The following is a 15,358-nucleotide window of genomic DNA, read 5'->3' on the forward strand; positions in this document are numbered from 1 at the left end:
TGAATCGAAGCCCCAGTAAACGGCGGCCGTAACTATAACGGTCCTAAGGTAGCGAAATTCCTTGTCGGGTAAGTTCCGACCTGCACGAATGGCGTAACGACTTCCCCGCTGTCTCCAGCATAGACTCAGTGAAATTGAATTCCCCGTGAAGATGCGGGGTTCCTGCGGTTAGACGGAAAGACCCCGTGCACCTTTACTATAGCTTTACATTGGCATTCGTAGTGGCATGTGTAGGATAGGTGGTAGGCTTTGAAACCTGGGCGCCAGCTCAGGTGGAGCCACCCTTGAAATACCACCCTTATTACTATGGATGTCTAACCGCGGCCCGTTATCCGGGTCCGGGACAATGTATGGTGGGTAGTTTGACTGGGGCGGTCGCCTCCTAAAGAGTAACGGAGGCGCGCGATGGTGGGCTCAGAACGGTCGGAAATCGTTCGCTGAGTGCAATGGCATAAGCCTGCCTGACTGCGAGACTGACAAGTCGAGCAGAGACGAAAGTCGGTCATAGTGATCCGGTGGTCCCGCGTGGAAGGGCCATCGCTCAACGGATAAAAGGTACGCCGGGGATAACAGGCTGATGACCCCCAAGAGTCCATATCGACGGGGTTGTTTGGCACCTCGATGTCGACTCATCGCATCCTGGGGCTGGAGCAGGTCCCAAGGGTATGGCTGTTCGCCATTTAAAGCGGTACGTGAGTTGGGTTCAGAACGTCGTGAGACAGTTCGGTCCCTATCTGCCGTGGGTGTAGGAATATTGAAAGGATCTGTCCCTAGTACGAGAGGACCGGGATGGACGGATCTCTGGTGGACCTGTTGTGGCGCCAGCCGCATAGCAGGGTAGCTATATCCGGACGGGATAACCGCTGAAGGCATCTAAGCGGGAAACCCACCTTAAAACGAGTATTCCCTGAGAACCGTGGAAGACGACCACGTTGATAGGCCGGGTGTGGAAGAGCGGCAACGCTTGAAGCTTACCGGTACTAATAGTTCGATCGGCTTGATCGTTCTCATTCCTTATGCCCATCTGACAAAGTCAGATGGTCTGTTCTTACTCACGCTTGTTCCGCCCTGCGGGCGGCGCTACGTGAGTGCGGCGCATCAGCGCCGACGGTCGACCTTGCGAAGCTTCGCTTCGAAAGGCGCCAGACCAAGAACCGTAAAGGCACACAAAGACCAGCGAACAGCCCCGAGAGGCACCCGACAGCTCCGCTGCCGATGTCTCTTTGTGCGCCTTCGCTCAAAAGCTTCTCGAACAACGTGCGTTTTGCCGACCTGGTGGTTATGGCGGAGCGGCTGCACCCGATCCCATTCCGAACTCGGCCGTGAAACGCTCCAGCGCTGATGGTACTTCGTCTCAAGACGCGGGAGAGTAGGTCGCTGCCAGGTCTGCCAAACGCACGTTGATCTCACATCCAAATCGGATGGAGAGAAATCTTCTCTTTATGAAATGGCCCGCCAAGGGATCACGGGCCGCGTAAGCGGCCCTTTCATTTGGTCAGCCATATACCTATCTGTAGGCCTCGGCTTACACAAAAATTGACGCGGGGTGGAGCAGCCCGGTAGCTCGTCAGGCTCATAACCTGAAGGTCACAGGTTCAAATCCTGTCCCCGCAACCAAATTCAAAAAAGCCCGCCATCGTGCGGGCTCTTTTGTATTGTGCCGTGGCGCCGGCGATCTAACCTGTCATCAGGCGCCCGCAACCAGCCAAGCCAAGCCGCCAGACAGAAAACAAATCCTCTCCCCAAAACCAAACTTCAAAAACAGCCCGCCAGCCACAAATGCCCGCGCGCCGTTTTGATATGCGGCTGGGGTGGCCATCGATCTGCCCAGGCTCAGGCCCCCGAAAGCGAAGCCGAAGCTGCAGCCGACTTTCTGGCCAAGCGGACATATGGAGAGCGTCACGCTGCGCCCGGAACAGATCTATCAAAGACAGGATCGGGGGCTTCAGGCGATAAAGACGCGGCCGGCGGGAGGGTACCATGCGAGCCCCCGTGCGGATACTCCACCACCCTCTCCGGTTTCGCGGCCAAAGGCCGGTAAGGCCTTGCCCAGCCCGTACGGCATCTTGGCGGCCGCGACCAGCCTCGTCGACCGGAGCGTAGAAATCCCCTTGAAGGAGACTATGAAATATATTTCACTATGTGAATTATATTGACAATGCGCGCCCGGGCTGTAATGTCCCGATCGTCGGCTTTCGGAGGAAGGTCGGCATCATCAAATCCATACGGCAGCGCTCACTGAGTGCCTGCGACGGTCATTGAGGATGGCTTCGGCCAAGGGAGGAAACTTGCGCAAATTTCTGAGCACGCTCGCAATCGCGGCGGCTGCATCGACCTGCTTTGGGTCGATGCAGGTACGCGCCGAAACCCCTAACCCGTTCAAATGCGAGCCGGGTGAAAAATACGTCATGAACGTGATGGTCTCGGGCGTCGAATACTGGTTCCCGGTCTATGAAATGTTCAAGCAGGCCGGCCAGCAATTCGGCTGCGAGACCGCCTATACGGGTACGCCGGAATACGACGTCAACAAGCAGATCGCCACCTTCGACCAGGCGCTGGCGCAGAAGCCTGCCGGCATACTGGTACACCCGATGAACTCCGATCCGTTCATCGAGCCGATCAACCGCGCCATCGAGCAGGGCACCGCGGTGGTGACCTTCGCCGCCGACTCGCCGAATTCCAAGCGCGTCTCCTACATCACCTCCGACAACAATGCCGAAGGCACCTATGCCGCCGACGCCGTTGCCAAGGCGATGGATGGCAAGGGCGAATATGCGGTGCTGGAGAATCCCGGTCAGGACAACCACGACAAGCGCGTCAACGCCTTCGTTGCCCGCATGGAAGCCAAATGGCCTGACATGAAGCTCGTCGGCCGCGCCGCTTCGAACCAGGATCCGACCAAGGCCTATCAGGCGGTTCTGAGCCTGGCGCAGGCGCATCCGGACCTCGGCGCCGTGTTCATGCCGGAGGCCAACTCGGCCATCGGTGCTGCCCAGGCCGCCAAGGAAGGCGGCGGCAAGATCCGCGTCATGCTCGCCGACGTCAACGCCAAGATCCTCGACATGATCAAGGCCGGCGAGATCTTCGGCTCGGTCAATCCCAACCAGGGCATGCAGGGCTATATGGGCTTCATGCTGTTGTGGATGGCCAAGCATCCCGGCCTGATCGATCCGATGAACGACGCCAAGCGTTCGGGTTTCAACCCGATGAGCGTGCCCTTCGTCGACAATGGCTTCTCCATCGTCTCCAAGGACAATGCGGACGACTTCTACTGGGACAAGTACCTCAAGCGTCGCGGCACCAAGGGCATCGAGGAATAGTCTCGATCGCCGCCCCGGCCTCCACAAGGCCGGACCAACCGGGAAGGAGGCTTCGGCCTCCTTCCTCCCCCGCAAGCATCGCAGGAGCATGGCGTGACCCAGGCGCCCATTCTTGAAATCCGCGGCCTGTCCAAGGCGTTCGGCCCGGTCAAGGCACTGAGCGACGTGCGGTTCGAGCTGCGGCGCGGCGAAATCCATGCGCTGTGCGGCGAGAACGGCGCCGGCAAGTCGACGCTGATGAACATGATCGCCGGTGTATTGCAGCCCGACGAGGGCGACATCCTGATCGATGGTGAGCGCATTTCGATTCACTCGCCTGCGGCCGCCCAACGTCTCGGCATCGCGCTCGTCCACCAGGAGATCGCGCTGTGTCAGGACGCCACGGTTGCCGAAAACATCTACATGGCCGCGATCAACTGCCGGCGCGCGCCGCTGATGAATTTCCAGAAGCTCTACGCTGACGCCCAGAAGGTCATGGACCTGCTCGCGCCCATTCCGGTGCGCACCAGGGTCGCCGACCTCTCCATTTCCAACCAGCAGCTCGTCGAGATCGCCAAGGCGCTGACGCTCGACTGCAAGGTGCTGATGCTCGACGAGCCGACCGCCGCACTCACCGAAAGCGAAGCGCAACGCCTGTTCTCGATCGTGCGCGGGCTTAGGGAACGTGGCATTTCGGTGGTCTATATCAGCCACCGCATGGCCGAGATATTCTCGCTCTGCGACCGCGTCACCGTCTTCCGCGACGGCCGCTACGTGGCGACCGATGCGATAGCCGCCGTTTCACCCGACGATGTCGTGCGCAAGATGGTCGGCCGCGAAATCACCCAGCTCTATCCCGACAAGCTGGCGTCGCAAGAGCCGGGGCGTCTGCTCCTGTCGGTCAAGGGGCTTTCCGATGGGCGCCGCTTCGCCGACGTCGATCTGCAGCTTCGCGACGGCGAAATTCTGGGCATAGGCGGCCTGATCGGCGCCGGCCGCAGCGAGATCGCACAGACGGTCTGCGGCCTCAGGCCAATGACCTCTGGAACCGTCGCGCTCGACGGAAAGCAGCTGCGGCTGCGCAGTTATGGCGATGCGGTCAAGGCGGGGCTGGTCTATCTCTCTGAGGATCGCAAAGGCTCCGGCGTGTTCCTCGATCTGCCGATCGCGGCGAACATATCGGCGCTCGACCTCGGCCGGCTCACCGGGCGCCTCGGCCTGCTCGACCGCAAGGCCGAGGATCGTCAGGCGCGGGAGCTGACCGGCAGGCTCGGCGTGCGCATGGCCGGCATCGAGGCCACTGTGTCGACGCTGAGCGGTGGCAACCAGCAGAAGGTTGCCATCGCCAAGCAGCTGTCCGTCAGTCCCAAGGTCATCATCATGGACGAGCCGACGCGCGGGATCGATGTCGGCGCCAAGGTCGAGATTCACCGGCTGCTGCGCCAGCTAGCCGGCAGCGGTGTCGGCGTCATCATCATCTCGTCCGAACTGCCGGAGCTGATTGGCTTGTGCGACCGCGTTCTTGTGGTGCGCGAAGGCAGGATCGCCGGCGAACTCGCCGCCAGCGAGCTCGGTGAAGAAGCCATCATCATGCTCGCCTCGGGCGTCCAGGACAGTTCAATTCAAAGGCAGGCCCAGAATGTCGCCTAGGGAATCAGGAGAAGCGCTCGTGCACGCCGAGATCAAGTCCGCCGGGCGGCGCATCAACTTCGCTCACCTCGCCTCGATGCGCGAGGCCGGGCTGATCGTCATCATCCTGGCGCTGTGCATCGCCATGAGCTTCGCCTCGCCGCACTTCCTGACATGGGGCAATTTCCGCGCCATGCTGATGAGCTTCTCCATCGAAGGCATCGTCGTCGTCGGCATGACCGTCCTGCTCATCGTTGGCGGCATCGACCTTTCCGTCGGCTCCGTCGTGTGTTTCTCGATGGTGGTCTCGGGTGCGCTGTTCCTCGCCGGGCTCGATCCCTGGACGGCAAGCCTGATCGGCATCGGCGTCAGCGCGCTGATCGGCGCGGCCATGGGCTTCTTCGTGACCGTGATAGGGCTCAATCATTTCATCACGTCGCTTGCGGCCATGGTCATCGTGCGCGGCATGTGCCTGGTGGTCACCAAGGGCACGCCGCTTTCGCTGTTCACCCTGCCGCCGACCTTCAAGGCCATCGGCCAGGGCAGCTTCAACAACATCCCCTATGTCATCCTGATCTTCGTCGTCGTGGTGGCGATCTTCGACTTCCTGCTGCGCCGCGCCACGGCCTTCCGCAAGGTTTTCTACACCGGCTCCAATGAGAAGGCCGCGCAGTTCTCCGGCATCAGGACCAATCAGGTGAAGTTCTGGGTCACGGTGCTGTGCTCGACCCTCGCCGGAGTGGCCGGCGTCATCTACATGGCGCGCTTCGGCGCGGCGACGCCGACCTTCGGCGCCGGCATGGAGCTCAACATTATCGCCGCGGCCGTCATCGGCGGCGCCTCGCTGAATGGCGGCTCGGGCACCATCTTCGGGGCGATCCTCGGCATGGCTCTGCTGTCGGTGGTGACGAGCTCGCTTATCCTGCTCGATGTCTCGGTCTATTGGCAGGACATGATCAAGGGATGCATCCTGCTGGCAGCGGTGTCGATCGATCACTTCCTGCACCGCAAGAAGTCCTGAACCTCAAAGGCGGCGAAGCAAGACCATGGCCCCTCCCAACACCCGCGACGACATCGCCGCTGTTCGTCAGATGCACCAGGCGCTTGTCCTGCATTATGTCGAAGGCAAGACCCAGGCCGAGATCGCCGGGGAACTCGGCATCTCACACGCGACCGTCAACCGGCTGATCAAGCGCGGTCACCAGCTCGGTCTCGTCGAGATCAAGATCAAGTCGCCGATCGATCATCTGGTCGACCTGGAAGCGCGGCTGGTGGCGCTGGGCGGCATCGAGCGGGCGATGGTGGTGCCGTCGGTCTCCGAAAATCCGCACACCGCCCTGCAGCGGGTCGGCGAGGCGGCGGCTGGGCTGCTGCTCGACACCATCAAGGACGGCGACACGATTTCGATCACCGGCGGCAAGGGCGTCAGCGCGCTGGTCGCCGGTCTCAAGCCGGGGCGCCGCTACGACGTCGAAATCATTCCCGCCACCGGGCTGGTGCAGGGCAAGCACTACACCGATGTCAACCACGTCGCCTCGCTGATGGCCGACAAGCTCGGCGGCCGCGCCTACCAGATCCATGCGCCGTTGTTTGCGGACACCGCGCAGCAGCGCGAGATGCTGATGGGCATCAGCTCCGTCGCCGACGTGTTTCGCAAGGCGCGCGAGGCCGATGTCGCGGTGGTGGGTGTCGGCTCCATCCTGACCGACGATTCCAGCTACTACGATTTGCATCCGTCCTCGAATGCCGATCGCCAGGCGATCGAGAAGTCCGGGGCAACAGGCGAGCTGCTCGCCCATCTCATCGACCGCCGGGGCAAGCTCTGCAACTACTCGCTCAACCGTTCACTGGTCTCGCTGACGCTGGACGAGTTCGCGACCATCCCGCGCTCGATCGGCATTGCAAGTGGCGCCAGCAAGGTCGCGCCGATCCTCGCCGCCCTGCGCGGCAACCATCTCGACACCATCGTCACGGACGAGGCCACGGGGCTCCAGATCCTCGAGCTGGCCGAACAGGAGGCAGCATGAATTCTCGACAGATCCAGCGGCAGATCGGCAAGTCCGGCATATCGGCGTCGGCCGTGGGCCTGGGCACCTGGGCGATTGGCGGATGGATGTGGGGCGGCACCGACGAAAAGGAGTCGGTGCGGGCGATCGAAGCCTCGATCGATGCCGGCCTCAGCCTGATCGACACAGCGCCGGCCTACGGTCTTGGCCGCAGCGAGGCGATCGTCGGCACCGCCATCAAGGGCAAGCGCGACAAGGTGGTGATCGCGACCAAATGCGGGCTGAACTGGCATTCGGGCAAGGGCGGGCATTTCTTCGACCAGGACGACAAGCCAGTGCATCGCTATCTCGGCGCCGACGGCATCGCCTATGAGGTCGAGCAGAGCCTGCGGCGTCTCGGCACCGATCATATCGACCTCTACATCACCCATTGGCAGGACCCGACGACGCCGATCGCCGAGACGATGGCGGCATTGGAAAAGCTCAAGGCAGCCGGCAAGATCCGCGCCATCGGCGCCAGCAATATCAGCGCCGAGGATCTCGGCCATTATATCGATGCCGGCCAGCTCGATGCGATCCAGGAGCGCTATTCGATGATCGACCGCGACATCGAGAGCAGCCTGCTGCCGATTGCTCGCGCGCACGACATCGCCACCCTCAGCTATTCGTCGCTGGCGCTGGGCCTGCTCACCGGCACGGTCGAACCCGGCCGCACATTCGGCGGCGACGACCAGCGCAAGGACAACCCGCGCTTTTCCACGGCCAACCGGCAGAAGGTGGCAAAGCTGAAAGAGGCCATCGCCCCTATCGCCGAGAGCCACCAGGCGTCGACGGCGCAGATCGTCATCGCCTGGACGCTCGCCCAGCCGGGCATCACCTTCGCCCTGTGCGGCGCGCGCAATCCCGAACAGGCGCTCGACAATGCACGGGCCGGGGAGATCACGCTTGCGGCAGGCGAGCTTGCGGCAATCGACGCCGCGGCAGCCGCGCATCTCACTGCGATGGATGCCTGAGAAAAAAGGCAACAGCCCCGATGAACCGTAGCCATACGTTAGCCGGTCTGCGCGACCGGCCTGATATCGCCGTGCTCGTCATCGGTGGCGGCATCAACGGCATCAGCGTCTTTCGCGAACTGGCGCTGCAAGGCGTCGATGTCGTGCTGGCGGAAAAGGGCGATTATTGCAGCGGCGCCAGTGCCGCCCTTTCACGCATGGTGCATGGCGGCCTGCGTTATCTCGAAAACGGCGAATTCAAACTGGTGCGCGAATCGCTGCTCGAACGTGACCGGCTGCTGAGGAATGCCCCGCACTATGTGGCCCCGTTGCCGACGACGGTGCCGATCTTCGACATTTTCTCCGGCCTTGCCAACGGTGCGGTGCGTTTCCTGGGTCTGACGCGGCGGCCGAGCCGGCGTGGTGCGCTGGTCATCAAGACCGGCCTTGCCATGTACGACCTGTTCACCGCCGCACGGCGTTTGATGCCGACGCACAGGTTCAGGGGCCGCGCCGAAACCTTGAGAAAATGGCCGGCGATCAATCCGGCGATCCGCAATTCGGCGACCTATTACGACGCCTGGGTGAGCCGGCCCGAACGCCTCGGCCTGGAGATGCTGCTGGACGCCACGGCGAGCGCGGCGAACGCCCGCGCCTTGAACTACGCTCAGGTATCGTCGACAGGTGATAGCCTCGCCATTACCGACACGCTGACGGGCGAACAACTGCCGGTACGGGCGCAATTGGTCATCAACGCTACTGGCGGCTGGATCGACCTGACCAACAAGGCCATCGGGGCGGCGGCGCAGACGATGATGGGCGGCACCAAGGGCTCGCATCTCATCGTCGACAATGCAGAACTGTTCGACGCGCTCGGCGCCCATATGGTCTATTACGAGAACGAGGACGGGCGCATCTGCATCCTGTTTCCCTATCTCGGCAAGGTGCTGATAGGCTCGACCGACATCCGGGTCGACGATCCGGACAAGGTCCGTTGCGAGAAGGACGAGCAGCGCTACATCCTGCAGTCGCTCGCCTTTGTATTCCCCTCGATCAAAGTAGCTGAAAACCAGATCGTGTTCCGCTTCGCCGGCGTGCGACCCTTGCCCGCCAGCGAGGACAGTTTTACCAGCCGCATACCGCGCGATCATTTTTGCGAGTTCGTAGAAGCGAGCGGGCATCTGCCGGCGACACTGTGCATGATCGGCGGCAAGTGGACCACCTTCCGTTCGTTTGGAGCGCTGGCCGCCGACATGGCACTGAAGCGGCTCGGCCTCGCGCGCAGCCAGGGCACGCAGGACATGGCCATCGGTGGCGGCCGTGATTTTCCGGCCGACCCGGACGCCTGGTGCGCGTCATTCGCCGCCGAGCATGGCCTGACGGTCGAGCGCGCGCAAACGCTTCTGCAGCGCTATGGCACGTCGGCCAGGGATTTCGTTTCGCACCCGGCGGGCGAACAGATGCTGCCGCAGTCGGACTATTCGGCAAGCGAGATGGGGCGCATCATCGAGCGCGAGCAGGTCGAGTGCCTTGCCGACCTGTTCTTGCGCCGCACCACCATCGCCATTTCAGGCGGTCTCAGCTTCGACCTCGTCAACGCCGTTCTCGACATGCTGGCGGCGCACAAGGACTGGAGCGCCAGCGAGGCTGCCACCGAGCGCTCGACCTTCCTCGCCTTGCTGGCCGACCGGCACGGCATCGACCTCCAGACACATCAAAGGAGCGCCCTATGCGCGTAAACAAGAAAGTCCGTATGAACCGGCTGTTCGGCGGCGGCCGCTGCCTCGACGTCGCCATCGATCATGGCGTCTGCAACGAGCCGAGTTTCCTTGCCGGGCTGGAAGACATGGCCAGCGTGGTCAACCAGCTGGTCAAGGCCGGCCCCGACGCCATCCAGATGAACTACGGCCAGGCTGACCTGCTGCAGGCCGTGCCTGGCAAGGACAAGCCGGCGCTGGTGATGCGCATCGACATGGGCAATCCCTATAACAGGATACGCCACCGGGCGATGTGGGCGGTGCTGCAGAACGAAGCCGAGCCCTTGCTTGGCGCCATCGAGATGGATGCGGCTTGCGTCGTGGTCAATCTGTTCATGCTACCCGACGAGCCGGACCTGTTCCGGCAATGCGTGCAGAACATCGCCCGCGTGCGCGCCGATTGCGAGAAATACGGCCTGCCGCTGATGATCGAGCCGCTGGCCATGCTGCCGGTCACCGAGCATGGCGGCTACATGGTCGACGGCGACGCCGATAAGATCGTCACCTTGACCCGGCTTGCCCGCGAGATGGGTGCCGATATCGTCAAGGCCGACCCGACCACCGATCCCAACGACTTCCACCGCGTTGTCGAGGCGGCGCGCTGCCCGGTGCTGGTGCGCGGCGGCGGCAAGGAGGATCTGCGTGCCGTGTTCGACAAGTCGGCCGCCTTGATGGCACAGGGTGCGCTTGGCATGGTCTATGGCCGCAACATCTACCAGCATGCCAACCCGAGCGCTGTCGTGCGCGGGCTGATGGCAATCATTCACGACGATGCCGATGGCGGCGCAGCCTGGGATCTGTACAACCAGGCATAGGCTGCGGCCTCGGGAGGCGCCAATGGCAAGCTATACCCTCGGTCTCGATGCCGGCAACACCGTCATCAAGGCCATCCTCTTCGACCTGTCGGGCCGCGAACTGGCATTCGCCGCCCGTGACGGCCGCTCGTCCATGCCAAAGCCCGGACATGTCGAACGCGACCTCGACGAACTCTGGCGCAATGCGGTCTCGGTCATTGGTCAATGCATCGCTGAGGCCGGTATCGACGCCGGCGAGATCGTCGCCATCGGCTGCGCCGGCCATGGCAACGGGCTCTACGCGCTCGATCGTGCGGGCGCGCCATTGATCGGCATCCAGTCGCTCGACACACGCGCCGTCGACATCGTTGCCGAATGGGCAGAACAGAATGTCGGCGACCGCACCTACGCACATTGCCTGCAGCGGCCGTGGGCGGCGCAGACGCCGACCCTGCTTGCCTGGCTCAAGCGCTTTTCGCCGGCTTTGTTTGCCAGCATCGGAACTGTGTTCTTGTGCAAGGATTTCGTCGTCAACCGCCTGACAGGTGCGCGCAGCAGCGATACTTCAGATATGTCGGGCTGCGGCCTGCTGCAGATGCAGGACCGCCGCTACGAGCCGGACCTGCTTGCCGCCTATGGGCTCGGCGATTGCATGGACCTACTGCCGCCAGTGCTGGAATCGGCCGACATTGCCGGCCATGTCAGCGCGGAGGTGGCGGCCCTGACGGGACTGCGCGCCGGCACGCCGGTCGTTGCCGGGCTGTTCGATGTCGTCGCCAGCGCGGTCGGTTCGGGCGTGACCAGAACCGGTGCCGCCTCGGTCATCGCCGGAACCTGGAGCATCAACCAGGTCATCACCGACAAGCCGATCCGCGACCCTTCGATCTTCATGCTGTCGACTTTCGATCGCCAGCGCTATCTGGCGATCGAATCCAGTGCCACCTCGGCCGCCAATCTCGAATGGATCGTTCGCGAATTCCTCGAACATGGCGGCGAAGCCGGCAAGTCGCCATTCGAATTGTGCAGCGAACTGGTGGCGTCCGTCGATCCCAACAGCGACATCCCGATCTATCATCCCTTCCTTTATGGCTCGCAGCAGAATGGCCATGCGCGCGCCGGCTTCTACGGCATCGCCGGCTGGCACAGCCGAGCCCATCTGCTGCGTGCGCTGTTCGAGGGGGTCGCCTTCGAGCATAAGCGCCATGTCGAGACCTTGCACAAAGCGGGCGCCGATTTCGACCAGGTGGTGCTGTCCGGCGGCGGCTCGCGCAGCAGCGTCTGGCCGCAGATTTTCGCCGATGTGCTCGGCGTGCCCGTCACCGTGGCGCGCAGCCGCGAAACCGGCGCGCTGGGAGCGGCGATCGCGGCGGGCACCGGCGTCGGCATTTTCGCGGACTACAGTGCCGGTGCAACCGCCATGACAGCGGCCGCCCGACATTTTGTACCCAACGAGACGGTTGCTCACGCATACGCACGGCGGTATCGACTCTATGGCGAGATCAACCAGGCGATGACCCCGATGTGGGAGCGCATCGCCGGACAGCAGGCGCGCACGTGACCGAAGCTTCACCGTCTCCGTTCGGCAGTTACGACTACGTCATCGTCGGTGCCGGCTCCGCCGGCTGCGTGCTCGCCAACCGGCTCTCGGCCGATCCGCGCAACAAGGTGCTGCTGCTCGAGGCCGGCGGCAGCGACCGCTATCACTGGGTCGATATCCCGATCGGCTACCTCTTCTGCATGGGCAACCCGCGTACCGACTGGATGATGAAGACCGAGCCGGAAGCCGGTCTCAACGGACGCAGCCTCAACTATCCGCGCGGCAAGGTGCTTGGCGGCTGTTCATCGATCAACGGCATGATCTACATGCGCGGCCAGGCTGCCGACTATGATGGCTGGCGCCAGGCCGGCAATGCAGGCTGGGGCTGGGACGATGTCCTGCCTTACTTCCTCAAGTCGGAAGACTTCCATGGTGGCAAGAGCGCCATGCACGGCAGCGGCGGCGAGTGGCGGGTCGAACGGCAGCGGCTTTCATGGCCGATCCTCGACGCCTTCCGAGACGCGGCCGAGGAACTCGGCATTCCGCGCACCGAAGACTTCAACACCGGCACCAATGAAGGCTCGGGCTATTTCGAGGTCAACCAGAGGAAGGGCGTCCGCTGGAACACATCGAAGGCGTTTTTGCGCGGTATAGCGGGGCGCAAGAACCTGCGCGTAGTGCTCGGCGCGGAAACCGAACGGCTCGAATTCGACGGCCGGCGCGTCACCGGACTGGTTTTCCGCCAAGGCGGCCGCCTGCATCAGGTCCGCGCTGGACAGACGATCCTTGCGGCCGGCGCCATCAACTCGCCCAAGCTGCTCGAACTGTCGGGGGTGGGGCGCCCCGACCTGCTCTCGGGCATCGGCGTGGATGTCCGTCACGCGCTGCCGGGTGTCGGTGAAAATCTGCAGGACCATCTGCAGATACGCACCGTCTTCAAGGTCGCCAACACCGCCACACTCAACCAGCGCTACCACAATCTGGTCAGCCGTGCGTCGATGGGGCTGGAATACGCGCTCAAGCGCAGCGGGCCGCTGTCGATGGCGCCAAGCCAGCTCGGCATCTTCGCCAGGAGCGATCCGCGCCTCGCAACGCCCGATCTGGAATATCATGTGCAACCGCTGAGCACCGACCGTCTGGGCGAGCCGCTGCATCGCTTTCCCGCGGTCACCGTCTCGGTCTGCAATCTGCGTCCGGAAAGCCGGGGCAGCGTGCACATGGGTTCGTCCGACGCGCGGGAGACGGCGAAGATCCGGCCGAACTATCTTTCCACCGAGGGAGACCGCAGCGTGGCCGTCGCGTCGTTGCGCCATGTCCGCAGTTTGATGAAGGCTCGGGCGGTGGCGCGCTTTGCGCCGGAAGAGATGCTGCCCGGCACGCAGTATGACGGCGATGAAGAGCTCATCCGCAAGGCCGGCGATATCGGCACGACGATCTTCCACCCCGTCGGCACCTGCAAGATGGGTTCGGATACGATGGCGGTGGTCGACGACGGCCTGCGTGTTCACGGGCTTGCCGGGCTGCGCGTGGTCGATGCCTCGATCATGCCGACAATCGTCTCGGGCAACACCAACTCGCCGGTCGTCATGATCGCGGAGAAGGCAGCCGAGATGATCCTGCAAGAGGCCCGCTGACCGCTATCGGCTTCAAGCCGTGGCGACGCCGCGCGATCGCCGCTTCTCGGCCGCCGCGAGCAGATCGACGAAGGTGCGAACCTTGGCGGGCCGGAACCGGGCCGGCGGAAAGACTGCGTGGATGCCGCCTGACGGCAGGCTCCAGTCGGCAAATACCGGCACCAGCCGCCCCTCGGCGATATCGTCGCTGACGCTGTAGTCCGGAAAGACGCCCAGCCCGATGCCGACGAGCACGCAAGCAAGGGCGGCGGGGCTCTTGTCGCACATGAGGACCGGATTGAGCTCGGTCAGCACCGTTTCGCCATCCCTGGAAAACAGCCATTGGCCGATGCCGCGCAACTGGGTGTTGCCGACCCAGGCCAGCGATCTTGCCTGGTGCGGCGTCAGGTCGGGCGGCAGGCTCGCCGCGAAGCCAGGGCTCGCCACCACGATTTGCCGGATCGTCCCCAGCCGCCGCGCCTGGTTCGAGGAATCGGTGAGCCAGCCGACGCGGATGCCGAGATCGATCTGCTCGTCCACCAGATTGCTGACGGCGTCGTCGAAGATCGCCTCGACGCGCATCTGCGGATAGGTTCTGAGATAGGCCGCCATGACCGGAGCCACCATCTTGGTGCCGTAGTCGAGCGGCGCCGTCAGCCTCAGCGTTCCGCTCGGTTCGACGGTCCCGCGCGAGATTTCGCCATAGGCGGCCTCCGCTTCCCGCAGGATGATCATCGCGCGGTCATAGAAGAGGCGACCCTCTTCGGTCGGCGTGACACGCCGGGTCGTGCGCTGCAGCAGCGTTGCGCCCAGTTCCTCTTCGAGCTTGCCGATCTGATGGCTGACCACGGCCTTGGCGACGCCAAGCCGGTTGGCTGCGGCCGTGAACGAGCCGGTTTCCATCACCGTGGTGAAGTAGGCGAGCCGATTGAGGTTCAGAAGTTCGGCCAAGCTGGCTGCCATTTGTATGATCAGATCATACAGTTTGTATTATTGGGTGCCATTTATCGCAAGACCCCCACCTGCCACATATCAGCCAACGGCATTCGATCAAGCCGGCAGCCGGGATCATGGGTAGCAGCGATTATGAACAATTCAGAAGTGACCTATCTTTTCGATCCGCTCTGTGGCTGGTGCTATGGTGCCACCCGGATGCTCGGCCGGTTGTCGGCCACCGGCGTGCGCGTCGAGCTGCTGCCGACCGGCCTGTTTTCCGGCGCCGGCGCGCGTCCGATGGATGAAGGTTTTGCGGCGCACGCCTGGGCGAACGACCAGCGCATCGAGCGCCTGACCGGACAATCGTTCACGCCGGCCTACCGGCACAATGTCCTCAATGTCCGTGGCACCCTGCTCGACTCACATGCCGCCACACTCGGCATCACTGCCGCTGGCCTGGAGGACCCTAGCCGCCGGTTTGCGGCGCTGAAGACGATCCAGCATGCGCGCTATGTAGAAGGACGCGATGTCGTGACGATCGGCGGTGTGGCCGAGGTGCTCGCCGCCGACGGCATGGCGGACGCCGCCGAAATGCTCAAGGCGCCGACCGAAACATTGCTGGCGGCTCACCGCGATCAGGTTGGCCGTGGCCGTGCGCTGTTCCAGCGCCTGCATGCCGATGGCGTGCCTTCGCTCGCGGTCATCCGCAACGATGCGCCCCGGCTCATCGGTTCGAACGCGCTGTTCGGCAGCTTCGACAATCTCGTCGCCCACATCGCGGCGGCGTGACCCCAT

General features: G+C 63.3%; 11 protein-coding genes, 1 tRNA gene and 2 rRNA genes (1 of these 14 cut by a window edge). 13 read left to right on the forward strand and 1 reads right to left on the reverse strand.

The window, feature by feature from the left end; all coding sequences use genetic code 11:
- The 12 genes from LB519_RS13005 to LB519_RS13060 form a co-directional block, all read left to right on the forward strand.
- Positions 1 to 1,005 (forward strand): 23S ribosomal RNA (locus LB519_RS13005) (it extends 1,817 nt beyond the left edge of the window).
- Positions 1,006 to 1,271: 266 nt separating this feature from the next.
- Positions 1,272 to 1,386, forward strand: a 5S ribosomal RNA gene (rrf, locus tag LB519_RS13010).
- Positions 1,387 to 1,540: 154 nt separating this feature from the next.
- Positions 1,541 to 1,617, forward strand: a tRNA-Met gene (locus tag LB519_RS13015).
- Between the two features lie 671 nt (positions 1,618 to 2,288).
- Positions 2,289 to 3,320, forward strand: a complete 1,032-nt coding sequence (locus tag LB519_RS13020) for a substrate-binding domain-containing protein (RefSeq protein WP_013529471.1) — start codon at positions 2,289 to 2,291, stop codon at positions 3,318 to 3,320.
- 93 nt (positions 3,321 to 3,413) lie between these two features.
- Entirely contained in the window at positions 3,414 to 4,949 is a 1,536-nt protein-coding gene (locus LB519_RS13025) for a sugar ABC transporter ATP-binding protein (RefSeq protein WP_224620187.1), read from the forward strand.
- Positions 4,950 to 5,025: 76 nt separating this feature from the next.
- Positions 5,026 to 5,949, forward strand: coding sequence for an ABC transporter permease (locus LB519_RS13030; RefSeq protein WP_224620220.1), 924 nt, complete (start codon positions 5,026 to 5,028; stop codon positions 5,947 to 5,949).
- A gap of 25 nt (positions 5,950 to 5,974) precedes the next feature.
- On the forward strand, positions 5,975 to 6,955 hold the full coding sequence (locus LB519_RS13035) for a sugar-binding transcriptional regulator (RefSeq protein WP_027161268.1): 981 nt from the start codon (positions 5,975 to 5,977) through the stop codon (positions 6,953 to 6,955).
- The gene (locus tag LB519_RS13040) at positions 6,952 to 7,947 is read left to right on the forward strand and encodes an aldo/keto reductase (RefSeq protein WP_013529475.1); all 996 of its coding nucleotides are present in this window, start codon (positions 6,952 to 6,954) and stop codon (positions 7,945 to 7,947) included. The genes LB519_RS13035 and LB519_RS13040 overlap by 4 nt, the downstream gene beginning before the upstream one ends.
- A gap of 20 nt (positions 7,948 to 7,967) precedes the next feature.
- Positions 7,968 to 9,665, forward strand: coding sequence for a glycerol-3-phosphate dehydrogenase/oxidase (locus LB519_RS13045; protein WP_224620188.1), 1,698 nt, complete (start codon positions 7,968 to 7,970; stop codon positions 9,663 to 9,665).
- A 14-nt stretch (positions 9,666 to 9,679) separates the two neighbouring features.
- Positions 9,680 to 10,498, forward strand: a complete 819-nt coding sequence (locus LB519_RS13050) for a class I fructose-bisphosphate aldolase (RefSeq protein ID WP_024504448.1) — start codon at positions 9,680 to 9,682, stop codon at positions 10,496 to 10,498.
- Between the two features lie 22 nt (positions 10,499 to 10,520).
- Entirely contained in the window at positions 10,521 to 12,035 is a 1,515-nt protein-coding gene (locus LB519_RS13055) for an FGGY-family carbohydrate kinase (RefSeq protein WP_224620189.1), read from the forward strand.
- Positions 12,032 to 13,648: a GMC family oxidoreductase gene (locus tag LB519_RS13060; protein WP_224620190.1), complete on the forward strand. Its 1,617-nt coding sequence runs from the start codon at positions 12,032 to 12,034 to the stop codon at positions 13,646 to 13,648. The genes LB519_RS13055 and LB519_RS13060 overlap by 4 nt, the downstream gene beginning before the upstream one ends.
- A 12-nt stretch (positions 13,649 to 13,660) precedes the next feature.
- Here the strand turns inward: LB519_RS13060 and LB519_RS13065 are convergent, their stop codons facing one another.
- Positions 13,661 to 14,578, reverse strand: a complete 918-nt coding sequence (locus tag LB519_RS13065; protein ID WP_224620221.1) for a LysR family transcriptional regulator — start codon at positions 14,576 to 14,578, stop codon at positions 13,661 to 13,663.
- 135 nt (positions 14,579 to 14,713) lie between these two features.
- Here LB519_RS13065 and LB519_RS13070 point away from each other — a divergent pair, with 135 nt between their 5' ends.
- Positions 14,714 to 15,352 (forward strand): DsbA family protein, encoded by a 639-nt coding sequence (locus LB519_RS13070; protein WP_224620191.1) that lies wholly within the window; start codon positions 14,714 to 14,716, stop codon positions 15,350 to 15,352.
- The last annotated feature ends 6 nt before the right edge of the window (positions 15,353 to 15,358 follow it).

The sequence above is a fragment of the Mesorhizobium sp. AD1-1 genome (assembly GCF_020164655.1).
Lineage (GTDB): Bacteria > Pseudomonadota > Alphaproteobacteria > Rhizobiales > Rhizobiaceae > Mesorhizobium > Mesorhizobium ciceri.

What these genes read in the sequence shown, in the direction of transcription:
- LB519_RS13030 (WP_224620220.1), top strand. Translation starts at nt 5,026, where the DNA reads ATGCGCGAGGCCGGGCTGATCGTCATCATCCTGGCGCTGTGCATCGCC.
- LB519_RS13035 (WP_027161268.1), top strand. Translation starts at nt 5,975, where the DNA reads ATGGCCCCTCCCAACACCCGCGACGACATCGCCGCTGTTCGTCAGATG.
- LB519_RS13040 (WP_013529475.1), top strand. Translation starts at nt 6,952, where the DNA reads ATGAATTCTCGACAGATCCAGCGGCAGATCGGCAAGTCCGGCATATCG.
- LB519_RS13045 (WP_224620188.1), top strand. Translation starts at nt 7,968, where the DNA reads ATGAACCGTAGCCATACGTTAGCCGGTCTGCGCGACCGGCCTGATATC.
- LB519_RS13050 (WP_024504448.1), top strand. Translation starts at nt 9,680, where the DNA reads ATGAACCGGCTGTTCGGCGGCGGCCGCTGCCTCGACGTCGCCATCGAT.
- LB519_RS13055 (WP_224620189.1), top strand. Translation starts at nt 10,521, where the DNA reads ATGGCAAGCTATACCCTCGGTCTCGATGCCGGCAACACCGTCATCAAG.
- LB519_RS13070 (WP_224620191.1), top strand. Translation starts at nt 14,714, where the DNA reads ATGAACAATTCAGAAGTGACCTATCTTTTCGATCCGCTCTGTGGCTGG.